The sequence below is a fragment of the Roseomonas acroporae genome (assembly GCF_023223525.1).
In the GTDB taxonomy this organism is placed as follows: domain Bacteria; phylum Pseudomonadota; class Alphaproteobacteria; order Acetobacterales; family Acetobacteraceae; genus Roseomonas_E; species Roseomonas_E acroporae.
In genome coordinates, this window is sequence record NZ_JALPRX010000103.1 from 24,885 (window position 1) to 49,958 (window position 25,074).

Sequence of the window (25,074 nt, forward strand, 5' to 3'; positions counted from 1 at the left end):
CTTCCGCCCGTCACGCGGGTCCGCGGGCGCCTGCCCCACGGGCATCCCCATGGGCATCCCCATGAATACCCTCCGGCGCGCCGTAGCCGCCACCGCCGCTGCCCTCCAGCGTGACGAGGTCGCCGCGCCGCAGCAGCAGGTTGGCCTTGCCCGGCAGCTCCCGCGCCTCGCCGTCGCGCTCCAGCACGATGCGGAAGGGGGCGCCCGGGGCGCCCCGCGCCAGGCCGAAGGGCGGGATGCGGGTGCGCTCCACGCAGGTGGTCAGCCACATCGTCTCCGCCAGCACGCGGTAGGCGCGGACGATGCCGTCGCCGCCGCGATGCCGCCCGGCGCCGCCGGAACCCCGCCGGACCGACTGCCGCTCGACGCGGATCGCGTAGTTCGCCTCGATCACCTCGGCCGGCGTGTTGGAGGTGTTGGTCAGGTGCACGCGCACCGCCGGACAGCCGTCGCGGTCGTGCCGCGCGCCCTCGCCGCCGGCATGCACCTCGTAGAGCATGCGCCAGCCGCCGTCCGGCAGCGGCTCGGCGAAGGCCAGCAGGCCGGAGGTGGCCGGGCCGCCCGCCGAGAGCCGCTCCGGGATCACCCGCTCCATCGCCCGGAACATCGCGTCCACCACGCGCATCGAGGTCTCGTGGTTGCCCGCCGCCACCGGCGCCTTCCACCCCGGCTCCAGCATCGAGCCGGGCCGCGTGACGATGGTCAGCGGCCGCAGCGCGCCGGCGTTCTGCTGCATCTCGCGCCCGCTCATGATCCGCGCCGCGTAGGCGGCGGCGGAACGCGCGATGAAGGGCGTGGTGTTGCAGAAATTCGTCACCCGGTCGGCGCTGCCGGAGAGGTCGATCACCGCCTCGTCGCCGCGTATCTCGATGCGCGCGTGGATGCGCGCCGGGCTGCCGTCGGCGTTGCCGTCGTCGAGGAAGTCCTCGCCCTCGTACACGCCGTCGGGGATGCCGCGGATCGCCGCGCGCATCTCGGCCTCGGAGAGGTCGTGCAGCCGCGCCATGGCGGCGACGAACACCCCGGTGCCGTGGCGCCCGCACAGCTCGCGGATGCGCCGCTCCGCCGCCCGCGTCGCCGCGATCTGCGCCAGCAGGTCGCCCTCGCAGGAGACCGGGTCGCGGACGTTGTGCAGGATGAAGTCCAGCACCGGCCGGTTCAGCTCGTCGGCCAGGGTGATCGGCACGGGCGGGATGCGGATCGCCTCCTGGAAGGTGTCCACCGCCGCGGCGAGGTAGCTGCCCGGCCAGGTGCCGCCCACGTCCGGCCAGTGCGCGAGGCTGAGCGCGAAGGCGACCAGCCGCCCCTCGACGAAGACCGGGCGCGCCACCTTCACGTCGTTCAGGTGGTTCCCGCCCAGCGCGCCGAGGTTGTAGATCAGGGAGTCCCCCTCGCGCAGCGTCGCCGCCGGGCAGACCTTCAGCAGCTCGCGCACCGTGTAGGCCATGGCGCCGAGATGCACGGGGATGTCCTTGCCCTGGCCGACCAGGCCGCCTTCCGCGTCGGTGATCGCCGAGGAGAGGTCGCCCGCCTCGCGCAGCAGCGGCGAGCGCGCCGAGCGCGTCATGACGAGGCTCATCTCCTCCGCCGCGGCGGAGAGGCCGTGCCGGATGACCTCGACCACGAACGGGTCGAGCGCCCCGGCGTCCGCGGGGGCGCCCATGGGAGCGCCCGCGGGACCGTCCAGGGGGGTGTCCGGGCGGAGGCTCATGCCGCGCTCCTCGTCAGGAAGAGGTTGCCGGCCGCGTCGCCGCGCGCCCGCCAGCCCGGCGGCACCACCACGGTGGACCAGGCGTCCTCGACGATGGCGGGGCCGGCGACGCCGCCATCCCCGTTCCCGCCTTCCGGCCCCGCGAGCCGTTCGCGCGGCAGGATGGCGGTCTCCAGGGCCCGCATCGTCGTCCCGGCGCCCGCGAACAGGCAGCGCCGCGTGCGCGCGGGGCGCGGCGGCCGCCCGGCATCGGGCCGGACGAGGCCGGTCCCGGAGGGCCTGCGCGCCTGCACCCGCACGCCCTCGATCACGCAGGGCTCGGCGGTGGCGTAGCCGTAGAGCTGCCGGTGCCGCGCGTGGAAATCCGCCGCCAGCACGGCGGGGTCGAGCGGCATGGCGAAGGGCACCGGCGTCGCCTCGCTCTGCGCGGCGTAGCGCATCAGCGCCACGTGGGCGGTCTCGATCCCCGCCGCCGGCACGCCGTTGGCGATCAGCGGCGCGGTCGCCGCCGCCTCCATCCCGGCGATGCGCGCGGCGAAGCCGGCGGCGTCCAGCCCGTCCAGCCGCAGCCGCAGCGTGCGCTGCTCCAGGAAGGCGAAGTCGGCGGTCAGGCAGCCCAGCGCCGAGAAGGCGGAGGAGGCGGCCGGCACGATCACCTCCGCCAGCCCGTAGGTGTCGGCCAGCCCCGCCGCGTGCATCGGCCCGCCGCCGCCGAAGGCGAGCAGCGCGCAGTCGCGCCCGTCCACGCCGCGCTCCACCGTCACGCGCCGGAGCGCGCGCGCCATGGCGGCGTTGGCGACGCTCAGGATGCCGAGCGCCGCCGCCTCGACGCCCATGCCGAGCGCCTCGGCGATCGGCGCGAGGGCGCGCCGCGCCGCGCCGACATCCAGGCGGATCGTGTCGCCCAGCAGCGCCTCGGGGTCGAGGTAGCCGAGCACGGCGTTGGCGTCGGTGATGGTGGGGCGCGTGCCGCCGCGCCCGTAGCAGGCCGGGCCGGGCTCGGAGCCCGCGCTCTCCGGCCCCACGCTCAGGCCCCCGGGGCCGAGCGTCACGATGGAGCCGCCGCCGGCGCCGATCGAATCCACGGCCAGCATGGGCTGGCGCAGCGGCCGGCCGCCGATCATGCGGGAATCGGTCATCGCCGCCGCGCCGTCCACGATCAGGCAGACATCGGTGGTGGTGCCGCCCATGTCGAAGGTCAGCACGCGCGGCCGCCCCAGTTCGCGCGCCAGCCGCGCCGAGGCGGAGACCCCGGCGGCCGGGCCGGAGGCCGCCATCACCAGCGGCCGCCGCTTCGCCGCCGGCACCGGCACCATGGCGCCGGCCGAGTGGAACACCTGCAAGCCGGCGCCGAGCGGCAGCCGCTCCTCCAGCTCGGTCAGGTACGCCACCGCGATCGGCATGGCGGCGGCGTTGAACACGGTGGAGGAGGCGCGCTCGTACTCGCGCGCCTCCGGGTTGATCTCGTGCGAGACGGAGACGTAGGGCACCACGGCGCGCAGACGCTCCGCCACCAGCCGCTCATGCGCCGGGTCGGCGTAGCTGTGCAGCAGCGAGACGGCGACGCTGCGCACGCCGGTATCGGCCAGCCAGGCGAGCAGCCGGTCGAGCTCGGCCTCCTCCAGAGCCTGCGAGACGCTTCCGTCATGCTCCGTCCGCTCGCGCAGGCCGAAGCAGAGCGCCGGCGGCACCAGCGGCGGCGCCTTGGGCGGCACGTCCAGCCGGTACAGCTCGCGGCGGCGGTAGCGGCCGATCTCCAGCACGTCCTCGAAGCCGGCGGTCGCCACCAGCGCCACCGCCGGCAGCCGCTCCTCCACCAGCGCGTTGGTGACGCGCGTCGTCCCGTGCACGAAGCGGCGCACCGCCGTGGGCGGCAGCCCCACCGCCGCGATCGCCTCCAGCATCGCCCGCACCGGCTCGGCGGGGCGCGAGGGCACCTTGGCGATGCGCGCCTCCCCGCTGCCCGGATGCACCGCGATGATGTCGGTGAAGGTGCCGCCGATATCGGTGCCGATGTCCCAGAGGTCCTGCAAGTCCGGCGTCTCCTGTCGGGCGGCCGGGGCCGCCGCGGAAACGGGATGCAAGATGGCGGCCAGCGGCGCCCGCCCGCCGGAGGGCGCGGCGGCCGCCGGCAGGGCCGTGCGCCCGCCCCGTGGAACCGGCCTCGCCGCCGCCGCCGTCTGTGCCATCATGGCGGCCGCGGCCCTGGCGCGCTCTCTCCGGCCGCCGGGTGGGGACACCCGGCCCGGAGAGGCGCCGGCGCCGCCGGAAAGGGGGGAAAGGTGCCGGCAAGATGAGGATCGGCTGGATCGGCCTCGGCAAGCTCGGCCTGCCGATGGCGCGGCACGCGGCGCGGGCCGGCACGCTGCGCGGGCACGACCGCGACATGGCGCGGCTCGCCGGGGAGCCCGGCATCGGACCGGCGGAGTCGGCGGCGGCGCTGGCCGGCTGGGCGGACATCCTGCTGCTGTCCCTGCCCGACGACGGCGCGCTGCGCGCGGTGGCGGCCGAACTCGCCCCGCGGCTCGGCCCGGAGACGGTGGTGGTCGATACCAGCACCGTCTCGCCGCGGGCCTGCGACGCGGTGCGCGCCCTGCTGGGCGACCGCTATCTCGCCGCCCCCGTCTCCGGCAGCACCGCGACGGCCGAGGCGGCGGCGCTGACCCTGTTCTGCTCCGGCCCGGAGGCGGCGCTGGCCAGGGCACGGCCGGTGCTGGAGACGTTCAGCCGGGCCATCCACCATCTCGGCCCGGGGGCCGAGGCGCGCTGGATGAAGCTCGCCGTCAACCACTTCGTCGGCACCACGGCGCAGGTCGCGGCCGAGGCGCTGACCCTGGCGCGGCGCGGCGGCGTGGACTGGGGCCGGGCGCTGGACGTGCTCGGCGCCTCGGTCGCGGCCTCGCCCCTGGTGGGCTACAAGCTGGCGCCGCTGCGGGCGCGGGACTTCGCGCCGGCCTTCTCGGTGGCGCAGATGGAGAAGGACATGCGCCTCGTCGCCGAGGCGGCGGCCGCGGCCGGCACGCCGGGCCGCCTCGCCGCGCTGGTGCACGGCCTCTACCGCGACCAGGCCGCGACCGACCTCGCCGCCCTCGACTTCTTCGCCGCCATCCTGGCCGCCGAGCGCGCGGCCGGCCTTCCGGAGCCCTGACCGCCATGAGCCAGCACTGGATCATCCACTGCCTCGACCATGCGGGCGCCAACCCGACGCGGCTGCGCCACTACGAGGCGCACAAGGCCTATCTCTCGGGCGCCCTGCCGGTGCGCATCCTGGTCAGCGGCCCGCTGCTCGGCGAGGATGGCGAGACGGCGATCGGCAGCCTGTTCCTGGTCGAGGCGCCGGACCGCGCCGCGGTGGAGGCGTTCCACGCCGCCGACCCGTTCCGCGCCGCCGGGATCTGGCGCGAGGTCGCGATCCACCGGTTCCTGAAGCGCCAGGACAACCGGTAGCGGCGCGGGGGGCCGGCCGGGAAAGTCGGGGCGGGGAAATCGGGCCGGGGAAATCGGGCCGGGGAAGTCGGGCCGGGGAAGTCGGGCCGGGGAAGTCGGGCCAGGGGAGTCGGGCAGCATGATCCAGCCATTCGTCTACACCGCCCAGCCGGCGCGGGTGATCTTCGGCGACGGGACCCTGGCGCGGGTGCCGGAGGAGATCGCGCGGCTCGGCCTGCGCCGCGTGCTGACCGTCTCGACGCCGCCGCAGGCCGGCAAGGCGGCGGCGCTGGCGGCGCGCTTCCCGGACCGCTCGGCCGGCGTGCTGGCGGAGGCGGTGATGCACACGCCGGTCGCGGTGACGGAGGCCGCGATGCGGGTGGTCGCGGAACGCGGCGCCGACGGGCTCCTCGCCCTCGGGGGCGGCTCGGCCATCGGCCTCTCCAAGGCGATCGCGCTGCGCACCGGGCTGCCGCAGATCGCCGTGCCGACCACCTATGCCGGCTCGGAGATGACGCCGGTCGTCGGCGAGACGCGCGACGGCGCCAAGACCACGCGCAGCGACCCGCGCATCCTGCCCACCGTGGTGATCTACGACGTCGATCTCACCATGAGCCTGCCGCCCGCCCTCTCCGGCACCAGCGGCATCAACGCCATCGCGCACGCGGTGGAGGCGCTCTACGCGCGCGACGGCAACCCGGTGATCGCGCTGCTGGCGCTGGAGGCGATCGGCGCGCTGCACCGCGCCCTGCCGCGCATCGTGGCCGACCCGGCCGACCGGGCGGCGCGCACCGAGGCGCTGTACGGCGCCTGGCTCTGCGGGCTGTGCCTCGGCTCGGTCGGCATGGCGCTGCACCACAAGCTCTGCCACACGCTGGGCGGCCGCTTCGGCCTGCCGCACGCCGAGACGCACACGGCGGTGCTGCCGCACGCGCTGGCCTACAACGCACCGGCCATCCCGGACGTGATGGCGCGGCTGAACGCGGCGCTGGGCACCGGGGACGCGCCGCTCGCCCTGTACGAGCTGGCCGGCCGGGTCGGGGCGGAGCGTTCGCTGCGCGCGCTCGGCATGCCCGGGGAGGAAGGGGAGGAGGAAGCGGGGGAGGCGACGGGGGACGTCATCGGCGGCACGGTCGCGGCGGTGCTGGCCAACCCCTACTGGAACCCGCGCCCGCTGGAAGCCCCGGCGCTGCGGGACCTGCTGTCCCGGGCCTATCGGGGCCTGCCGCCCGCCTCGTCCTGATCCGCCCACCGGGGATCGGGCGCCCCCTCCCCGCCTCGCCGCCGGCCGCGCGGCGGCAGCGCCGCGCGCGCCCCGCCGGAAGGCGCCTCCCGCAGGCGCCTCCCGAGGATGCCGTCCGCCGGGCGCGGGGCTCCCGGCCCGGCGGCAACGCATTGACCGCGGCGGCCGGCACCGGGCCTGATGGGCCCCTCTAGAGCATTTTCAAGCTGAGCGTCCTCGCTCAGCGGCTCGGAAAATGCGAAAAATCAAAAGGCTAGAGCCGTTCCGACCTAATACGGTCAGGCTGGATCGGCTCCAGAGCGGATCGCCGGCGGGCGGACACGCCCGGTGGCGTGAATCCGCGCCGGGAACAACGAGCGACAGCGAACCGCAGTCCCGACCGGACTGCGGTTCGCCGTAGGTGCGCGAGGCCATGCAGCGACCCGTCGACGACGCCACGGCAGGCCACGACGCGGCGGACGGGGCCTGGGCGAAGCTGTTCCGCCGCCTGGATCCCGACGGCCCGACGCTGCAGATGCAGATCCGCCGCACCCTCGCCTCCGCCATCGGCGGCGCCGTGCTGCCGGCCGGCACCCGCCTGCCCTCGACCCGGCGCCTGGCCGCGATGCTGGGGGTGGCGCGCAACACCGTCACCCTGGCCTACCAGCAGCTCGTCGACGACGGGCTGCTGGAGAGCCGCGCCCGCAGCGGCATCTTCGTCGCCGACGCGGCGCCGGGCGGCACGCCGCGCCGGGCCGGGGAGCCGCAGGCGCACCGGCAGGCGCCGCGCCCGGGCGTGGACTGGCCGGCGCGCTTCGCCGCCGCGCCCTCGACCTTCCTGCACATCAGCAAGCCGGCGGACTGGCTCTCCTACCCCTACCCCTTCCTGTTCGGGCAGTTCGATCCCGCCCTGTTCCCCAGCAACGACTGGCGCGAGAGCGTGCGCGCCGCCTCCAGCGTCACCGAGATGCACGGCTGGGCCGGCGACCGCATCGACGACGACGACCCCGACCTGCTGGAGCAGATCCGGCTGCAGGTGCTGCCCCAGCGCGGCATCTGGGCCGCGCCGGGGCAGGTCATGGTCACGCTGGGCGCGCAGCAGGCGCTCTACCTGCTGGTCCGGCTGCTGGTCGGGCCCGACACGCCGGCGGGGGTGGAAGGACCCCGGCTATCCCGACCTGCGCCACCTGGTCCGCCTGGCCACGAGCGCGCCGCGCCTGCTGCGCGTGGACGAGGAGGGCTGCGTGCCGGACGCCGCCTTCGCCGGCTGCCGCGTCGCCTTCCTCACCCCCGCGCATCACTGCCCCACCACCGTGACGATGCCCGTGCGCCGGCAGCGGGCGCTGCTGGCCGCGGCGCGCGCGGCGGACATGGTGATCGTGGAGGACGACTACGACGGCGGCCTGCCGCTGGACGGGCCCCGGCCGACCTCGCTCGGCGAGCTGGACGAGGATGGCCGGGTGATCCACGTCGGCAGCCTGTCGAAGATCCTCGCCCCCGGCCTGCGCCTCGGCTGGATCGCGGCGCCGCGGCCGGTGATCGAGGAGCTGCGGGTGCTGCGCCGGCTCATGCACCGCCACCCGCCGATGAACAACCAGCGCGCCGCGGCGCTGTTCCTCTCGCTCGGGCACTACCGCACCCACACCGCGCGGATCGGCCGCATGCTGCGCGAGCGCGCGGCGCTGATGGACGGGCTGATGGACGGGCTGATGGACTGGCACCTGCCGGGCTGCGCCTGGCGGCGCGCGCCGGGGGCCACCAGCTACTGGGTCACCGGCCCGCCCGGGCTGGACGGCCGCCGGCTCGCCGAGGCCGCGCGCAGCCAGGGCGTGCTGCTGGAACCGGGCGACGTGTTCTTCGCCGACCCCGCCGAGGGGCGCGCCACGCTGCGGCTGGGCTTCTCGGCGATCCGCACCGACCGGATCGCGCCCGGCCTCGCGCGGCTGGCCGGGCTGATCGCGGCGGCGCGGCCCGGATGACCGCCCCGGCCGCCGCGAGGAGGCGGGGCCGCCGCCTCGTGCGACGGGCCGGGCAGAGGCCCGCCCCGCGTCTCAGCCCCTGCCCTTCCAGGGCACCAGCACCTTCTCCAGCCGGCGCATCCCGAGCTCGAACAGCCCGGCGAAGGCGCCGATCACCAGGATGCCCATCATCACCACGTCGGTGCGCAGGAAGTTGGAGGCGTTGAGCACGAGCTGCCCGAGCCCGGCGGTCGCCGCCACCATCTCGGCCGCCACCAGCGTGGTCCAGCCCACGCCCATGCCGATGCGCAGGCCCACCAGGATGTCCGGCAGCGCCGCCGGCAGGATGACGTGCCGCACCACCTGCCGGCGCGAGGCACCGAGGGACAGCGCCGCGTTGACCTGGTCGCGCGAGGCGGCCAGCACGCCGGCGCGGGTGGCCAGCACCACGGGCGCGAAGCAGGCGAGGAAGATCAGCAGCACCTTCGAGGTCTCGCCGATGCCGAACCAGATGATCATCAGCGGCAGGTAGGCCAGCGGCGGCAGCGGCCGGTAGAACTCGACCGGCGGGTCCAGCACGGCGCGCGCCAGCCGGCTCATCCCCATCAGCAGCCCGACCGGCACGCCCACCAGCACCGCCAGCGCGAAGGCGCCGACCACGCGCAGCAGGCTGTCGCGCGCATGCACCAGCAGCGGCGCGCCGTCGAGGTCGCCGTTCCAGGCCTGCAGGAAGGCGTTGCCGATCGCCTCGGGCGAGGGGAGGAAGAGCGGCGCCACCCAGCCCATCTGCGAGGCCGTGGCCCAGAGCAGCAGCAGCAGCGCCACGCTCAGCAGGCTGATCAGCGGCATGCCGCCCGCCTCTCCGCCCGCCGGCCCGCCCGCCGGCGGCGGGGCGCGCCGCGCGGGGCGGCGGGGCGGCGGCGCGGGGGATGCGGGGGCAGGCGCGGTCGGGGCGGCCTCCGGCAGGGCCGGGGCGCGCGTCGCATCGGGGAGCATGGCACCGTCCATGGTTCAGGCCACCTTCGGGGCAGGGAGACAGGCCGCCTTCGCGGCCGGGAAGTTCAGGCCGCCTTCGCGGCCGGGGGTTCAGGCCGCCTTCGCGGCCGGGGGGTGAGTTCAGGCCGCCTTCGCGGCGGGGTCGCGGTGGTGGACCTTGTCCAGCACCGCCTCGCGCATCGCGATGAAGTCGGGCGCGGCCTTCACGGCGCGGGAATTCCGCCCCTCGACGAAGCGCCGCGCGAAGGGCAGGTCGATCACCTCGGTGATCCTGCCCGGGCGCGGGCTCATGATGACGAGGCGGGTGGCCAGGAAGATCGCCTCCTCCACGTCGTGGGTGATGAAGAAGGCCATCTTGCCGGTGCGGTGCCAGACGTCGAGGATCAGCTCCTGCACCTGCTCGCGCGTGAAGGCGTCGAGCGCGCCGAGCGGCTCGTCCATCAGCAGCATGCTGGGGTCGCTGGCGAGCGCGCGGGCGATGCCGACGCGCTGCTGCATGCCGCCCGACAGCTCGTAGATCCGGCGCGCGGCCACGTCGGGCAGGCCGACCAGCGCCAGCATGCGCTGCGCCGCCGCCCGCCGCTCGGCCCTGCCCACGCCGCGCATGCGCAGCCCGAAGGCGACGTTCTCCGCGACGTCGAGCCAGGGCATCAGCGCGTGCTTCTGGAACACCACGCCGCGGTCGGCGCCGGGGCCGGCGACCGCGTGGCCGTCGAGCAGGATCTCGCCGCGCGTCGGCCGCAGGAAGCCGGCGATGGCCGAGAGCAGCGTGGTCTTGCCGCAGCCCGAGGCGCCGAGCGCCACCACGAAGTCGCCGGGCCGGATCGCCAGGCTGACGTTGGAGAGGGCGACGACGCCGTTCTCGCCCTCGCCGTAATGGACGCTGACGTTGCGGATCTCCAGCATGGCGCCCTCCTCAGCCCGCCGCCGCGGCGCGGACGTACTCGGCCGTGACGAAGCGGCCGTAGTCGGGCGCCACCGCCGGCACCCGCCCCTGCTCCTTGAGGAAGGCGGCGGTGTCGGCCAGCGCCCGCGCCGCGCCGCCGCCGAGCCAGGCGTCTGAGGCCTGCTCGGCGAGGGTCGGGAAGCGGTAGGCGGCCAGCGCCGCCGGCACGTCGGCCGCCGCCGCGCCGGTGACGCGCGCCACCGCCTGCACCTCGGGCGATTCCGGCGTCCAGGCGGCCGGGCCGGCGCGGTAGGCCGCGTCCCGCGCCGCGATGGCCTTCACCAGAGCCGCCATGAAGGGCCGGTTGGCCTCGGCCCAGCGGCGCTGCACCACGATGCCGTCGAAGGTCGGCCGGCCCTGCCGCGCGATGTCGCCGGCCGAGACCAGCACGCGCCCGTCCTGCTTCAGCCGCGCCAGCACCGGGTCCCAGACGAAGGCGGCGTCGATGTCGCCGCGCGTCCAGGCGGCGGCGATCTCGGGCGGGCGCATGTTGAGCAGGCGCAGGTCGCGCGGGCGCAGCCCGGCCTTCTCCAGCACGTAGGCGAGCTGGTAGTGCGCGGTGGAGACGAAGGGCACCGCCACCGTCCTGCCGCGCAGTCCGGCGACGTCGGCGATGCCGCTGGCGTTGCGGGCGACGAGCTGCTCGGCATCGGCGATGTCGTCGAGGATCCAGAAGAGCTGCACGTCCATCCCCTGCGAGGCGGCGGTCGCGATCGGGCTCGACCCCATCTCGCCGATCTGCACGTCGCCCGAGGCCATGGCGCGCAGCACGTCGGCGCCGCCGGCGAATTTGCGCCAGGCGATCTCGGCGCCGGCGGCGCGGGCCAGGCTGCCATCGGCGATGCCGGCGCGCATCGGCGTCACCATGTCCTGGTGCGCGAAGGTGATGGCGGCGGCGCGGGCGCGGCGCAGCGCCGGGGTGGCCAGGGGCGCGGCCAGCAGCGTGGCCAGGCCGGCACGCAGGAGGGGCCGTCTCGTCGTCGGCATCGTCGCTTGTCCTTCTTCCTTCGGCGTCTTCCGGTGGGCTTCGGGGAGGCGGGGGCGGCCTCTGCGTGGCGACAATGGAGCCGGGAATGGCCGGCCGATGATAGGTCCAGTTGCCGGCATTCTTGCCCATGATTGGACCACAGCCGGCCGATACGTTTAAGAAAAGCCCATTTCCCGGGCTTTTTGCCCACGAACGATGCGGAAAATGCGTTCGCTTGACCGCCCGGAGGGCGGAAAGGCCCATCTGGCAGGATGTCCGGGGTCCATCTGGACCTATGGCCGCCCCGGCGCGCCCACTAGCCTCGGCCCATGAGCGAACCCCAGACCGAGGCGAGGCAGGCACTGCTGGTCCGCCTGTTCGAGGCCTTCAACCGTCACGACGCCGACGGCGTGATGGCCTGCTTCACGCCGGACATCGTGTTCCACGCGGCGGCCGGCCCCGAGGCGAACGGCCGCCGCCTCGCCGGCGCCGAGGCCGTGCGCGCCGCCTTCGTCGCGACCTGGACCGCCATGCCGGACGTGAGCTGGCAGGTCCGCCGCCACGCCGTGTTCGGCGACCGCGCCGTGAGCGAGTGGCTGTTCCGCGCCACCGCACCCGACGGCGGCCGGATCGAGGCCGAGGGGCTCGACCTGTTCGAGTTCGCGGGCCCGCTGATCGCCGCCAAGAGCGCCTTCCGCAAGGACCGCCCCCCGATCCCCCCGGTGCAGCCGGCCGCCTGAGCGCCGCGCAGGACATCCGCCGCCATGAACCAGATCGCGCCCGTCGCCCCGACGGCACAGCCCTACGACCCCCGCTACGACCCGCTGGTCGACGCGACGCCCGGCCGCAACCGCGCCTACGCCCCGACCTACTGGGTGGCGACGGCGGGCACGCCGCCGGCCGATGACGGGCCGGTGGACCGGGACATGGACGTGGACGTGGCGATCGTCGGCTCCGGCTTCACCGGCCTGAGCTGCGCCCTGTTCCTAGCACGCGAGCACGGCATCCGGGCGACGGTGCTGGAGGCGAACCGCGTCGCCTGGGGCTGCTCCACCCGCAATGGCGGGCAGGGGCAGAACGCCTCGGGCCGCCTCACCCGCACGCAATGGATCGCGCGCTGGGGCGAGGACGTCGCGAAGTCGCTGCACGCCGAGATCCTGGAGGGGTTCGAGACCTTCGCCGCCCTGACGCGCGAGATCGACTGCGACCCGCAGCCGGGCGGGCATCTCTACATCGCCCATCGCCGGCGCACGCTGGAGAAGCTGCGCGCGCAGTCCGAGGTGGACAACCGCGTCTTCGGCTACGCCACCCGCGTCATGGACGCCGACGAGCTGCGCCGGGACTGGGTGGACGAGGCCGGCGCGGCGGGCGCGCTGCACGAGCCGCTGGGCATCGGCGTTCACCCCGCGAAGCTCGCCTTCGGCTACCTCGCGGCGGCGCGGGCGGCGGGGGCGCGGGTGCACACGGCGAGCCCGGTGGTGGAGGTGACGCGCGAGGGCGCCGGCTTCCGGCTGCGCACGCCCGGCGGCACGGTGCGGGCGCGGGCCGTGGCCTTCGCGACGGGCGGCTACACCGGCCAGGGCCTGCATCCGCGCCTGCGCTCGCGCATCATGCCGATCCTGTCCAACTCCGTCGTCACGCGGAAGCTGACGGCCGACGAGATCGGGGCGCTGAACTTCCGCACGCGCCAGGTCATCACCGACACCCGGACGCTGCGCTACTACTACCGCCTGCTGCCCGACGACCGCCTGCAGATCGGCAGCCGCAGCGCCATCACCGGCGCCGACGCGGAGAACGCGACGCATCTGCGCGTGCTGACGGACGGGCTGGCCGCCAAGTTCCCGCCGCTGCGCGGCATCCGGCTCGACCATTCCTGGTGGGGCTGGGTCGATGTCAGCCACGACATGATGCCGCGCATCGTGCGGCCCGACCCCGCCGCGCCGCTGTTCTACGCCATGGGCTACGGCGGCAACGGCGTCAGCTACTCCGCCCAGGCCGGGCGGCGGCTGGCGGCGCTGGTGGCGGGCCGGCCGCTGCCCGAGCGCGTGCCGATCTTCCGGGGCGAGCTGCCGGGGCATCCCTTCGCGCCCTTCCGCCGGATCGGCCAGCGCATTCTCTACCGGGTGTACCAGCGCCGCGACGAACGGCCCGATCCGTGATCGCCGGCGCCGCCCTGCCGCCCGCCGCGCTGCTCGGCACCGGCTTCGCCATGGTGTTCCTGGCGGGGCTGATCCGCGGCTTCACCGGCTTCGGCTTCAGCATCGCGGCGGTGCCGCTGCTGAGCCTGGTGATGCCGCCCGCCGAGGCGGTGCCGATCGTGCTGCTGCTGCAGCTCTGCGTCAGCCTGAACGGGCTGGGCGAGGCGACGCGGCTCTGCGACTGGGGTTCGATCCGCATGCTGGCGCTGGGCGCGGCGGTGGCGACGCCGGTGGGCATCTGGGGCCTCGCGCAATTGCCGGCGACGCCGGTGCGGCTGGTGATCGCGGCGATCGTGCTGGCCGCGGTGCTGCTGCTCGGGCGCGGGCTGCGCCTGGCCGCCCTGCCGCGCGGCGCCGGGGTGCTGCCCTTCGGCATGCTGTCGGGGCTGTTCAACGGGCTCGCGGGCATGCCGGGGCCGCCGGTGATCGCCTTCTACCTCGCCTCGCCGCTCGGCACCGGGGCGGCGCGGGCCTCCATGATCGTGTTCTTCCTGGCCACCTCGGTGTTCGGGCTGGTGCCGCTGGCGCTGCTGCGCATGCTGAGCTGGCCGATCGCGCTCGCCGCGCTGCTGGGCTTCCCGGCGGTGTGGTTCGGCTCCTGGCTGGGCGCGCTTCTCTACCGGCGGAGCCCGGAAGGGCATTACCGCGTGGTGGCGCTGACGCTGCTCACCGTCACCGCCCTGCTCGCGGCGACGCGGGCGCTGCTCGACCTTGTCGCCTGACATCCGGAGATGACGATGCCCCGACCGGTCACGGTCTTCACCGCGAAGCGCGTGCTGACGATGAACCCGTCGCAGCCGGAGGCGACGCATGTGGCGGTGCGCGAGGGCCGCATCCTGGCCGTGGGCGGACCGGCGGACACCGGTCGATCCGCCGCCCGGCTGCCGCTTCGCCAGCCAGTGCCCCTTCGCCGAGCCGCGCTGCCGCGCGGAGACGCCGGGGCTGCGCGCCGTCGGCCCCGGCCATCTCTCGGCCTGCCTGCGGCAGGAGGCGCTGCCCGTGCCGGACTTCGCCGCGGGCATGGCGCCCTCGCCGGAGTCGGGGGACGTGCCGGCGCGCCCGGAGGCTGCCGCGAGCGCGCGCTGACCGGGATGCGCCGGCCGGAGGCGGCGTCGCGGCGGGCAGCCGCGCGGCGGCGCCATCGACGGATCGGCCGTGCCGGGCGACAGTCCGCGCCATCGAAGGAAACCGCATGACCGATCCGACCACGCCCGATCCCGTCACGCCCGATCCCGTCACCCTGGCGGTGCTGCAGGCCCGCTTCACCGCCATCGTCGAGGAGATGGGCGAGGCGCTGCTGCGCACCGCCTACTCGCAGATCCTCAACGCCTCGCGCGACTTCTCGATCGCCCTGTGCGACGCCGGGGCGCGGCTGGTGGCGCAGGCGGACCACCTGCCGGTGCACGTGGGCGCCATGCCCTACGCCGTGCGGGCGGTGCTCGACGGCGTCGGGGCCAGGCCGCGCCCGGGCGACATCTTCCTGGTCAACGACCCCTGGCACGGCGGCAGCCACCTGCCCGACATGACGGTGGTGGTGCCGGTGTTCGGCGAGGACGGCACGCTGCGCTTCTGGAGCGTGGTGCGCGCGCACATGAGCGACATCGGCGGCGCCACGCACGGCGCCTACAACGCCGCCGCCACCGACATCTGGCAGGAGGGCATCCGCGTCCCGCCGATCCGGCTGGGCGAGGACGGGGTGGTCCGCGAGGACCTGCTCGCCATGCTCGCGGCCAACACCCGCCTGCCGCGCGACTTCCGCGGCGACATGCTGGCCGCGGTGGGCGCCGCGCGCCTGGGCGGGAAGCGGCTGGGCGAGGCCTTCGCGCGCCACGGCGCGGCCCGGGTCTCGGCGGCGGGCGAGGCGATCCTGGCGCTGAGCGAGGAACGGGCGCGCGCCATCCTCGCCACCTGGCGCGAGGGAACGTGGCGCGCCGAGGCGCGGCTGGACGATGACGGGCGCGGCAACGACGACGTCACCATCCGCGCCGCCGTGACGGTGGGCGGCGGCCGCGTCGCGGTGGACCTGTCGGAGAGCGACCCGCAGGTGGCGAGCTTCGTCAACTCCTCCTACGCCAACATGCGCTCGGCCGTCGCGATCGCCTTCGCCTACCTGCTCGATCCCGACATCCCGAAGAACGACGGCGTGTTCCGCCTGCTCGACGTCACCGCGAGGCAGGGCACCGTGGCCTGGGCCGCCGAGGGCGCGCCGGTCACGCTCTGCACCAACCATTCCGGGCAGGAGATCCTGGAGGCGGTGCTGCTGGCCATGGCCAATGCCTGCCCGGAGCGGGCCATGGCCGGCTGGGGCAAGCGCTTCCGCATCGCCATCACCGGCCGCGACCCGCGCCGGGGCCGCCCCTTCGTCTGGCACCTGTTCCACGCCCGCCCCGGCGGCGGCGCCTCCCCGGCCGGCGACGGCTGGCCCTGCGCCGGCGAATGGGGCGTGGTCGGCGGCATCAAGTTCGGCAGCGTCGAGATGGCCGAGGCGCGCTTCCCGCTGTTCTTCGAGCGCCACGAGATCCACCCCGGCTCCGGCGGCGACGGCACGCATCGCGGCGGCCCGGGCGGGCTGGCGACGATCCGGGTGGAGAGCGAGGGTCCCTCGGTCGGCAACACCGCGGGCGATGGCGCCCGCCACGGCGTCACCGGCATGGCCGGCGGCGCGCCGGGCGCCCCCCACCGCTACGTGCTGCGCGCGCCGGACGGGACGGAGCGGGTGCTGCGGACCAAGGAGACCGGCATCCCCATCCCCGCCGGCGCGGTGCTCGACCTGCGGGCCGGCGGCGGCGGCGGCTGGGGGCCGCCCGAGGGCCGCGACCCGGCGGCGCGGCGGCGCGACGCCGAGGAGGGCTTCACGGCATGAGCGGCTACCTGATCGGCGTCGATGTCGGCGGCACCTTCACCGACGTGGTCGGCATCGCGCCGGACGGCGGCACCACCCTGGCCAAGGCGCCCAGCACCCCGGCCGACCAGAGCGAGGGCGTGCTGGCCGGCATCGCCCGGCTGGCCGAGATGCTCGGCCTCGGCACCGCCGACCTGCTGGCCCGCACCGGGCGGATCGTGCACGGCACCACGGTGGCGACCAACGCGCTGCTGGAGCATCGCGGCGCCCGGGTCGCGATGCTGACCACCGAGGGGCACCGCGACGTGATCGAGATGCGCGAGGGCATGAAGCCCGACCGCTACGACCTGCGCGCCGCCCCGCCCGCGCCGCTGGTGCCGCGCGCGCGCCGCCTGCCGGTGCGCGAGCGGCTGCGCGACGACGGACGGGTGGAGACGGCGCTCGATCCCGACTCCCTCGCCGCCGCCGTCGCCGCCGCGCGGGCGGCCGGCGCGGAGGCGGTGGCGGTCTGCTTCCTGCACGCCTGGCGCGACCCGACGCACGAGCGCGCGGCGGCCGAGGCGGTGCGCGCCGCCATGCCGGACGCCTTCGTCACCACCTCCGCCGAGGTGCTGCCGCAGATCAAGGAGTTCGAGCGCTTCTCGACCACGGCGGTGAACGCCTATGTCGGGCCGCTGGTCAGCCGCTACCTCGACCGGCTCGGCGGCCGGCTGGCGGCGGCGGGCTTCGCGGGGCCGCTCTTCGTCATCCTGAGCCATGGCGGCGTGGCCCCGGTGGCCGAGGCGGCGCGTCTGGCGGCCGGCACCGCCCTCTCGGGCCCGGCCGGCGGCGTCGCGGCGGCGGTGGCGATCGCGCGCTCCGGCGCCGCGCGCGACCTCGTCACCTTCGACATGGGCGGCACCTCCACCGACATCGCCCTGGTCGAGGGCGGCGAGGCGGCGCTGGGCCGCGGCCGCGCCGTGGGCGGCGAGCGGATCGCGCTGGAGAGCCTCGACATCGTCACGCTGGGCGCGGGCGGCGGCTCGATCGGCCATGTCGGGCCGGGCGGCACGCTGCAGGTGGGGCCGCGCTCGGCCGGCGCCGTGCCCGGCCCCGCCGCCTACGGCACGGGCGGCACCGAGCCGACCGTGACCGACGCCAACCTCGTGCTCGGCTACCTCGACCCGGCGCGCTTCCTGGGCGGGCGCCGCCGCCTGGACCCGGCGGCCGCGCGCGCCGCGCTGGCGCGGCTGGGCGGGGCGCTGGGGCTCTCGGCCGAGGCGACGGCGGCCGGCATGCTGCGCGTCGCCAATGCCCGCATGGCGGACGGCATCCGCATCGCCACGGTGCGCCGCGGCGTCGATCCGCGCGGCTTCGCGCTGCTGAGCTTCGGCGGCGCCGCCGGGCTGCACGCCACCGCCGTGGCGCGGGAGATCGGCATCGGCCGCGTGCTGGTGCCGCTCTTCGCCGCCGGCCTGTCCGCCTGGGGCATGCTGCACACCGACCTGCGCTACGAGCTCAGCCGCTCCGTGCTGGACGAGGGCACGCTGCGCGACGAGGCCGCCCTGCGCGCCCCCTTCGACGCGCTGGAGGCCGAGGCCCGGGACCGGCTGCGCGGCTGGTGGTCCGGCGAGGTGGCGATCCGCCGCCGCGCCGACATGCGCTACGGCGAGCAGGTCTTCGAGATCGACGTGCCGCTGGACGGGGTGGACTGGGATTCGCCCGGCCTGCCGGCGCGCGTCGCCGCCGCCTTCCATGCCCGCCACCGGGCGCTGTTCACCTACGACCTGCCGGGCGAGGCGGTGGTGCTGGTCAATGCCCGGCTGGCCGCGGTGGGCCGCCTGCCCGCCCGGCCGTCGCGGGCTGGGCGCGCCGGAGGCGGCGCGGCCGGCGGCGGGGCGGCCCCGGCGACGCGCCCGGTGCATCTGGAGGGGACGACGCGCGCGGTGCCGCTGCACGACTTCGCCGCCCTGCCGGAAGGGGCGGCCATCGCCGGCCCCGCCATCGTCGAGAGCGACACCACGACCGTCCTGCTGCTGCCGGGCGACATGGCCGTGATGGGGCCGGACGGGCTGCTCGACGTCGCCGTCGCCGGCGGGCCCGGCTGAACCTTCCGCCGGCTTCGCGCGGCGCCACGCCGGCGGCCGGTGCCGGTGCCGGTGCCGGGGCCGCGCCGGCCGCCGGCCTTCGCGCGGGCTCTCCCCTCGCCTTGCCCGATCCCGGCCCGGCCTGCGAAGCTTGCGGATGTCCCTGCGCGAACCGAAGCTCTTCGCCGGCGAGCGGCTGCGCCGGCTGCGCCTCGCGCGGCCGCTCAGCCAGGCGGCGCTGGCGCGCGCGCTCGGCCTCTCGCCCTCCTACCTGAACCAGATCGAGCGCGACCAGCGGCCGCTGCCGCGCGCCGTGCTGCACCGGCTGTGCGAGGAATTCGGCGTCGGCCTCGGCTACTTCGCCGACGGCGAGGACCTGCGCCAGGCCGGCGACCTGCGCGAGGCGACGGCCGACCCGCTCTTCGCCGCTCCCGCCGTGGCCCCCGACGAGGCGCAGGCGGCGGTGCGCGCGGCGCCGGAGCTGTCGCGCCGCTTCCTCACCCTCTACCGCGCCTATCTCGCGCTCGACGAGGAGCACCGCTCGCTGCGCGCCCGCGTCGCGGCGGACGCGGCGCTGGCGGATGCGCCGCCGCGCCTGCCCTACGACGAGGTGCGCGACTGGGTGCAGTCCCGCCGCAACCACTTCCCCGCCCTCGACGACGCCGCCGAGGCGCTGTTCGAGGAGCGCGGCTTCGCGACGGCCACGCTGCGCGACGACCTGCAGCGCCACCTGCGCGACCGCCACGGCGTCGCCGTCGCAGAGGCGCCCGGCCTGCCCGCGGCCGGCATGCTCTGGCGCCTCGACCGCCGCGCGCGCCGGCTCATCCTGGCCGACGAGATGGCGCCGGAAAGCCGCGCCTTCTGCCTCGCCCACGTGGTCGGGCTGCTGGAGCAGGGCCGCGCCATGGACCGCATCGTCGCCGATGCCGGGCTGCCGAGCGGCGAGGCGCGCTCGCTCGCCCGCGTCGGCCTCGCCAATTACTACGCCGGCGCGCTGATGCTGCCCTACCGCCGCTTCCACGCCGAGGCGCGGGCGCTGCGCCACGACATCGAGCGCCTCCAGCGCCGCTTCGGCGCCAGCTTCGAGCAGGTCTGCCACCGCCTCTCCACGCTGCAGCGGCCGGGGCTGGCGGGGGTGCCCTTCTACTTCCTCAAGACCGACATCGCCGGCAACGTCTCGAAGCGCAGCAGCGCCACGCGCTTCCACTTCGCCCGCTTCGGCGGCGCCTGCCCGCTGTGGAACGTGCACCAGGCCTTCGCGCAGCCCGGCCGCATCCTGGTCCAGCTCGCCCGCACGCCGGACGGCGCCACCTGGCTCTGCTTCGCCCGCACCGTCGGCACCGGCGGCGGCTCCTTCCTGGCCCGCCCGCGCGAGGTGGCGGTGGGGCTGGGCTGCGAGGTCGCCCATGCCGACCAGCTCGTCTACGCGGCCGGCCTCGCCCTGAACGACCCGGACGTCGCCGTGCCGATCGGTCCCGGCTGCCGGGTCTGCGAGCGCGCCGACTGCCGCCACCGCGCCATGCCGCCCATGGGCCACGCGCTGGATGTCGGCACCGCCGAGCGCGGCGTGCTGCCCTACCGCGTCGCGGCGGCCCGGGGGGCGGCCCAGGAGGGAGCTAAGGGGGCGTCCCAGGAGGGGACCCGGGGGACGGCCGAGGCGGTGGTCCGGGACGCGCATCGCGCGGCGGCGCCGGGCGCGCGACGGGAGGGGAACGGAGGGGCGGCGCGGCGGGTGCCGCCGGCGGGCGCCGCCCGGCCGCCCCTTCCGCCGCCCACGGGCACCGGCGGGAGGCCGGCGGCGCCGGGCACCGCGGCCGACCGTCGGGTGCCGCCGGCCATGCCCGCGCGGCCGGAGGGGCGCGCCGGCGCTGGCGACGCGCGGCAGGCGGGCCGCGGCGGGGCACCGGACCGTCGACAACCCCTGGCGGCGGGCGGCGGAGAGCGCCACTCTATGGCCGATGATCCTGGCAGGCCCCTCGGCAAGCCTCTCGGCGAGCCCTGACGCGCTCCGGCGACGGAGATTCCGCGACGCCCCGCGCCGCCATCCCGAACCCGCCACCCCGACATGCCGGAGGCCGCCGCGATGAGTGAGGTCGTCAGCCTCAGCCGCCTCGCCGAGGACCGCATCTGGGCGGTGATCGCCTCGATCGGCCGCACCCAGCGCATCGCCGAGGTCTACCCCAGCCGCGTCGCCGCCCTGGCCGACCGTGCCTGGCGCGAGCAGCAGGTGCGCGCCTATGCCGGCTTCCTCGGCACGGGGAAGCAGCCCCTGCCCCGCTACAGCGTGGCGCCGATCCGCCGCGCCGACCTGCCGCGCAAGTGGACCCCCCTCCCCGCCCTCGGCTTCCTGCGCGGCCGGTTCATCTGACAGCGCCCCGCACGGGTCCGGACGTGCGCGGGGCGGCACGGGCCCCGGCGCGGCCGGCGCCGCGCGCGGCATGAAGCGTTTCAGTGCGAGGCGGGATCGTTCCCGTATGATGCGGGCCATCGGTCCCCGCCCAGGCGGCGGCCGGGCCGCACGTCCACCAGGGAATCCAGCCCCATGCACGACAGCCCGCACCTCGCCGCCCAGACGACGCACACGCTCGGCCGCATCCTCCTCGGCGGCCTCTACTTCATGGCGGCCCTCAGCCACATCCCGGAATGGAGCCCGACCGTCGCCGCCATGCAGGGCCTCGGCGTGCCGGCGGCGCCGGCGATGCTCGCGGTGGCGACGCTGGTGCAGGCGGTGGGCGGGCTCGGCCTGCTGCTGGGCTGGCACGGGCGGCTCTCGGCCCTGGCGCTGGCCGGCTTCACCGTGACCGTCACCTACGTCTTCCACGCCTTCTGGACGCTGGAAGGGCCGATGGCGATCGTCGAGTTCCACGCCTTCCTGGCCAATGTCGGCCTGACCGGCGCGATGCTGATGGCGGCCGGCGCGGGCAGCGGGCCGTGGTCGGTGGACGCCTGGCTGGCGCGGCGGGCCGGGGTGCGGCCGATGGCGTTGCAGGCGGCCGGGGCCGCCTGAGGCAGGGCGCCGCGCCGAACTCGGACGGCGGGGGGCGCCGACCCGCCCCGGGCCCCGCCCCCGCATGAGCCGGCGGGCCGCATCGGCCGCGCCGGAAGGCGGATGCCGGCGGGGCCTAGAGCCGATCCAGCCTGACTGTATCAGGCCGGAACGGCTCTAGCCTTTTGATTTTTCGCATTTTCCGAGCCGCTGAGCGAGGACGCTCAGCTTGAAAATGCTCTAAAGGCGGATGCCGGCGGGGCCTACTGCCGCCCCGGCTCGGCCGGCGGGCCCGGATCGCCCCGGTGCCGCAGCCGGCCTACAGGCACTGGAACGCGGCGATCACGTAGGTCGGCACGAAGGCGAGCTGCCGGCCGTTGACGCGGAGCGCCACGCGCTGGACCTCCCCGCAGCGCCGCGCCGCCCCCTCGTACGCGGCGCGCAGCCCGTGCGCCTGGCGGCAGTACTTGGCGGCGGCGTTGGCCACCTCCTCGTCGCGCACCTGCCGGCCGATGTACCAGAACACGATGCCCCGGCGGCTCCGGTCGAGCAGCACCACGGGGGGATAGGGCGAGTCCGCGCTGAAGCGGAACTGGTCCTGCAGGCCCTCCGAGTAGAGGGCCGTGTCGTGCTGCAGGCCCTCGCGCATCAGGTCGTAGAACACCGAGGTGACGCCGCGCGCCAGGCCGTCGACCAGCGGGTCGGCGGTGTCGTTCGGGTCGCAGATGCCGTAGGGCCGGCGGGACAGGGGGCCGTAGCCGTCGCGGCCGAGACCCTGGTAGGGGGGTGGTGGCGGTTGCAGGCAGCCGGGCGCGAGCAGCGCCACCAGGCACGCCATCGTCAGGACCACCGGCTGGCGCATGTCCCTGCCTCCGGACCGGGCCGCCGCATCGTGCCCGGCATGGGCACGACCGTTGCACTTCCGATGGCGGCGGGCAAAACATTCCGGCCGAAGAGCGTTTCCGTGCCGGCCGCGCGCGCGGATGGCGGTCGGCGTAGGGCGTGCAGGTCGTCTGGATGACCCCGTGCCGGCCGCGCGCGCGGGTGGCGGGCCGGGACCTGCCGGCACAAGCCCCGCCGGCACGGGCATTGTCCGCGGTCTACGCCATGCCGGGGTCCACGCCATGCCGGCCCCCGGCACGGCGGCCGGGTTGCCCGTGATCCCCGGCGCGGCGGGCCCCCGGCCCCCCCCGGGGGCCAGCGTGCCGGCGGTGCCCGCCGGCACGGGCCCGGTCCGCAGGCCCGACGCGGCGCGGCCGGGAGCCGCATCGGCGGGGCGCGTGGGCCGACCGCCAGGGGCACCGTACCGGGGCAGGCGCGGCCCGCGGTTCAGGCGGCGGGCTGGAGGACGTGGATGACGCGGCTCGCGATCATCTCCTTCGTCTTCTCGCCATAGGCGCGCATGTGCGGCGCGGCGCCGTGGGCCTTCAGCGCGTCCATGCTCTCCCACTTCTCGATCGCCAGGAAGCTGTCCGGGCCGAAGGGGGTCTGGATCTTCCCCGCGCCCTCGGCGTCGATGGCGGGGGCGTACTCGATGCAGCCCTGCTCGGCATGGACGGCCGGCATGTTGGCGCGGAAGGCCTCCAGCACCGCGTCGCGCATGCCGGGCTTGGCGGTGATGATGGCGATGACGTGGATCATGCGGGACGTTCCTCGCTGGTCGTTGGTGCCGGGCCGGCGATGGCGCGGCGGGGACGGCGCGCAGTAGGCGGCAAGGCGACGCGGCTGGAAAGCCCCCGGAGCACGCGGAGGAGGGCAGCGCGGCGGTGCCCCGGGCGTGGCCGGGTGGCGGCGGCAGGGGGTCGCCGGCGGCGCACCGACGACCGGACAGGTGGCGCCGCCTCCGCCAGCCGCGCGGCGCGCGCCAGGGCGGCGCGCCGGAAACCCCGGCCGGGTCGGAGCGGCCGCGCGGCGAGCCGAGGCGGGCCGGCGGACCGGCGAGGCGTCGGGGCCTGGAATCAGGCGGCCTCGGCGATCGGGCCGGGGGCGGTCTCCCAGGCGAGGCCGACCAGGGCGACGCTGCGGCGCGCCGGGCCGTCCGGGCGGCAGACGATGAGGTTCTGCTCCTCCAGCCAGGTGAGCAGGCGGCGCGCGCGGCCGAGGGAGCGGGTGCCGTAGGCGGCGGCGATGGTGGCGTCGGAAGGGCACGGCTCGCGATCCAGGGCGGCGCGGGCAAGGAGGAGGAAAACGCCCTGCACGTCCTCGGGCAGCGCGTTGGCGCGGGCCTCGGCCTCGGCCCAGGAGGAGGCCCATTCGGGCGAGGCGGCGGCGGCCGCGTCGATGCCGGCGCGGGCCGTGGCGAGGCGGCGGCGGAAGGTGGGGATGTCGAGCGGCTTGCCGGGGACGGCGTGGATCCGGCAGCGCACCAGGAAGTCCTGATAGAGCACGGCGACGGGGCGGAAGCTCGCCTCGGGGTCGGAAAGCAGGTCGCGCAGGATGCCGGCGTGGGCGGAATCGCGCGCGGCGGTCTCCTCAGGCGTGAGGACGGCGGCGCGCTCGGGGGCGGGCGCCGGGCGGGCGGTGGCGAGCTGCGCGAGCTGGGCGGTGATGTCGGGCGGCGGGGCGGCCGGGGCGCGGCGCGGCGGGCGGGCGGGCTCCGGCGCGGGGGCGAGGATCAGCTCGCGCAGGGATTCGTCGGGGGCGCCGGGGAGCGGGGTGAGCTTCGGCGCGGCGCCGCGGCTTTCCGTCTCGGTGGCGCCGATGCGCAAGGGAAGCGGCTTGCGCGAGAGGGCGGGGCCGAGGGCGATGAAGTGGCCGCGGGCGAGGTCGCGGAAGGATTCGGCGGCGCGACGCTCCATGCCCAGCAGGTCGGCGGCGCGCTGCATGTCGATGTCGAGGAAGGTGCGGCCCATCAGGAAGTTGGAGGCCTCGGCGGCGACGTTCTTGGCGAGCTTGGCCAGGCGCTGCGTGGCGATGACGCCGGCCAGGCCGCGCTTGCGGCCGCGGCACATCAGGTTGGTCATGGCGCCGAGGGAGGCGCGGCGGGCCTCGTCCGTCGCCTCGCCGCCGGCGGCGGGGGCGAAGAGCTGGGCCTCGTCCACCACGACGAGGACGGGGGACCAGAGGTCGCGCTCCACCTCGAACAGCCCGCCGAGGAAGGCGGCGGCGAGGCGGAGCTGCGCGTCCTGCTCGCAGCCCTCCAGGTTGAGGACGACGGAGGCGCGGTGGGCGCGGATGCGCTCGGCGGCAGCCTGCAGGGAGCGGTCCGTGTGCGCCTCCGCGTCCAGCACGAGGTGGCCGTAGCGCTCGGCGAGGTTGGTGAAGTCCCCCTCCGGGTCGATCACCACCTGCTGCACCCAGGGGGCGGACTGCTCCAGCAGGCGGCGCAGGAGGTGGGACTTGCCGGAGCCGGAATTGCCCTGGACGAGGAGGCGGGTGGACAGCAGCTCCTCCAGGTCCAGCGTCGCGGGCGAGCCGGCGGTGGTGAGGCCGAGGTCGATCGCGATGGTCATGCCTGGGTGGGGACTCCGGTTGGGGGTGGGGAGTGTAGCGCGGTTGGAGGTGGGGCGCGCGGGTGGGGCGGGTTCGGACAAACCCCACCGTGGCGTTCGCGGACGCCGCCGGGGCGCTGCCCCGGACCCCGCGAAGGGGCGAAGCCCCCTTCGAGACCCCCGGTTTGGAAGAGGTGGTGGGTGGGGCCGGCATTCGTGTCGGGCGGGGGTGGGGCGGTTTCGGACAAATGGTGGCGGCGGGGAGCGGGCGGGGCGCTTTCGGACAAATGCGGCGCGTGGGTGCGCGGGCAGGCGGGTTCGGACA

Annotated in this window: 21 protein-coding genes and 1 pseudogene; 14 read left to right on the top strand and 8 right to left on the bottom strand. The window is 76.2% G+C overall.

Features of this window, described 5'->3' with window-relative positions; translation table 11 throughout:
* Window positions 1-10 precede the first annotated feature (10 nt).
* Complete coding sequence (locus M0638_RS21780) at window positions 11-1,711, bottom strand: hydantoinase B/oxoprolinase family protein (RefSeq protein WP_248669064.1); 1,701 nt, start codon at window positions 1,709-1,711, stop codon at window positions 11-13.
* Complete coding sequence (locus tag M0638_RS21785) at window positions 1,708-3,744, bottom strand: hydantoinase/oxoprolinase family protein (RefSeq protein ID WP_248669065.1); 2,037 nt, start codon at window positions 3,742-3,744, stop codon at window positions 1,708-1,710. The genes M0638_RS21780 and M0638_RS21785 overlap by 4 nt, the downstream gene beginning before the upstream one ends.
* Window positions 3,745-4,004: 260 nt before the next feature.
* Here M0638_RS21785 and M0638_RS21790 point away from each other — a divergent pair, with 260 nt between their 5' ends.
* From M0638_RS21790 to M0638_RS21805, 5 genes and pseudogenes are all read left to right on the top strand, one after another.
* Window positions 4,005-4,859, top strand: coding sequence for an NAD(P)-dependent oxidoreductase (locus M0638_RS21790; RefSeq protein WP_248669066.1), 855 nt, complete (start codon window positions 4,005-4,007; stop codon window positions 4,857-4,859).
* A gap of 5 nt (window positions 4,860-4,864) precedes the next feature.
* Window positions 4,865-5,158, top strand: coding sequence for a YciI family protein (locus M0638_RS21795; RefSeq protein WP_248669067.1), 294 nt, complete (start codon window positions 4,865-4,867; stop codon window positions 5,156-5,158).
* 118 nt (window positions 5,159-5,276) lie between these two features.
* Window positions 5,277-6,380 (top strand): maleylacetate reductase, encoded by a 1,104-nt coding sequence (locus M0638_RS21800; protein WP_248669068.1) that lies wholly within the window; start codon window positions 5,277-5,279, stop codon window positions 6,378-6,380.
* A gap of 514 nt (window positions 6,381-6,894) precedes the next feature.
* Window positions 6,895-7,068, top strand: a pseudogene (locus M0638_RS29270) (GntR family transcriptional regulator); the annotation flags it as partial.
* Between the two features lie 535 nt (window positions 7,069-7,603).
* The gene (locus M0638_RS21805; protein ID WP_248669069.1) at window positions 7,604-8,338 is read left to right on the top strand and encodes an aminotransferase-like domain-containing protein; all 735 of its coding nucleotides are present in this window, start codon (window positions 7,604-7,606) and stop codon (window positions 8,336-8,338) included.
* Window positions 8,339-8,410: 72 nt separating this feature from the next.
* On the opposite strand, the gene M0638_RS21810 is transcribed toward M0638_RS21805, so the two are convergent.
* From M0638_RS21810 to tauA, 3 genes are all read right to left on the bottom strand, one after another.
* Entirely contained in the window at window positions 8,411-9,166 is a 756-nt protein-coding gene (locus M0638_RS21810; protein ID WP_248669070.1) for an ABC transporter permease subunit, read from the bottom strand.
* 267 nt (window positions 9,167-9,433) lie between these two features.
* Window positions 9,434-10,219, bottom strand: a complete 786-nt coding sequence (locus tag M0638_RS21815) for a taurine ABC transporter ATP-binding protein (RefSeq protein WP_248669071.1) — start codon at window positions 10,217-10,219, stop codon at window positions 9,434-9,436.
* Between the two features lie 10 nt (window positions 10,220-10,229).
* Window positions 10,230-11,246 (bottom strand): taurine ABC transporter substrate-binding protein, encoded by a 1,017-nt coding sequence (gene tauA / locus M0638_RS21820; protein WP_248669072.1) that lies wholly within the window; start codon window positions 11,244-11,246, stop codon window positions 10,230-10,232.
* 309 nt (window positions 11,247-11,555) lie between these two features.
* Here tauA and M0638_RS21825 point away from each other — a divergent pair, with 309 nt between their 5' ends.
* The 9 genes from M0638_RS21825 to M0638_RS21865 all read left to right on the top strand — a co-directional run bounded on the left by M0638_RS21825 (window position 11,556) and on the right by M0638_RS21865 (window position 21,339).
* Window positions 11,556-11,966 (top strand): nuclear transport factor 2 family protein, encoded by a 411-nt coding sequence (locus M0638_RS21825; protein ID WP_248669073.1) that lies wholly within the window; start codon window positions 11,556-11,558, stop codon window positions 11,964-11,966.
* Window positions 11,967-11,990: 24 nt separating this feature from the next.
* A complete protein-coding gene (locus M0638_RS21830; RefSeq protein WP_248669074.1) occupies window positions 11,991-13,385 on the top strand; it encodes an NAD(P)/FAD-dependent oxidoreductase in 1,395 nt (464 codons plus the stop codon).
* Window positions 13,382-14,146: a sulfite exporter TauE/SafE family protein gene (locus tag M0638_RS21835; RefSeq protein ID WP_248669075.1), complete on the top strand. Its 765-nt coding sequence runs from the start codon at window positions 13,382-13,384 to the stop codon at window positions 14,144-14,146. Before M0638_RS21830 ends, M0638_RS21835 begins: the two co-directional genes overlap by 4 nt.
* Window positions 14,147-14,234: 88 nt before the next feature.
* The gene (locus M0638_RS21840; protein WP_248669076.1) at window positions 14,235-14,510 is read left to right on the top strand and encodes a hypothetical protein; all 276 of its coding nucleotides are present in this window, start codon (window positions 14,235-14,237) and stop codon (window positions 14,508-14,510) included.
* Between the two features lie 106 nt (window positions 14,511-14,616).
* Window positions 14,617-16,287: a hydantoinase B/oxoprolinase family protein gene (locus M0638_RS21845; protein ID WP_248669077.1), complete on the top strand. Its 1,671-nt coding sequence runs from the start codon at window positions 14,617-14,619 to the stop codon at window positions 16,285-16,287.
* The gene (locus M0638_RS21850) at window positions 16,284-18,353 is read left to right on the top strand and encodes a hydantoinase/oxoprolinase family protein (protein ID WP_248669078.1); all 2,070 of its coding nucleotides are present in this window, start codon (window positions 16,284-16,286) and stop codon (window positions 18,351-18,353) included. The genes M0638_RS21845 and M0638_RS21850 overlap by 4 nt, the downstream gene beginning before the upstream one ends.
* 136 nt (window positions 18,354-18,489) lie before the next feature.
* Window positions 18,490-20,334, top strand: a complete 1,845-nt coding sequence (locus M0638_RS21855; protein ID WP_248669079.1) for a short-chain fatty acyl-CoA regulator family protein — start codon at window positions 18,490-18,492, stop codon at window positions 20,332-20,334.
* A gap of 81 nt (window positions 20,335-20,415) precedes the next feature.
* The gene (locus M0638_RS21860) at window positions 20,416-20,700 is read left to right on the top strand and encodes a hypothetical protein (RefSeq protein ID WP_248669080.1); all 285 of its coding nucleotides are present in this window, start codon (window positions 20,416-20,418) and stop codon (window positions 20,698-20,700) included.
* Window positions 20,701-20,874: 174 nt separating this feature from the next.
* On the top strand, window positions 20,875-21,339 hold the full coding sequence (locus M0638_RS21865; RefSeq protein ID WP_248669081.1) for a DoxX family protein: 465 nt from the start codon (window positions 20,875-20,877) through the stop codon (window positions 21,337-21,339).
* A gap of 298 nt (window positions 21,340-21,637) precedes the next feature.
* On the opposite strand, the gene M0638_RS21870 is transcribed toward M0638_RS21865, so the two are convergent.
* From M0638_RS21870 to M0638_RS21880, 3 genes are all read right to left on the bottom strand, one after another.
* Window positions 21,638-22,180: a hypothetical protein gene (locus tag M0638_RS21870; RefSeq protein ID WP_248669082.1), complete on the bottom strand. Its 543-nt coding sequence runs from the start codon at window positions 22,178-22,180 to the stop codon at window positions 21,638-21,640.
* A 467-nt stretch (window positions 22,181-22,647) separates the two neighbouring features.
* Window positions 22,648-22,959 (bottom strand): putative quinol monooxygenase, encoded by a 312-nt coding sequence (locus M0638_RS21875; protein ID WP_248669083.1) that lies wholly within the window; start codon window positions 22,957-22,959, stop codon window positions 22,648-22,650.
* Between the two features lie 317 nt (window positions 22,960-23,276).
* A complete protein-coding gene (locus M0638_RS21880; protein WP_248669084.1) occupies window positions 23,277-24,770 on the bottom strand; it encodes an ATP-binding protein in 1,494 nt (497 codons plus the stop codon).
* Window positions 24,771-25,074: the final 304 nt, after the last annotated feature.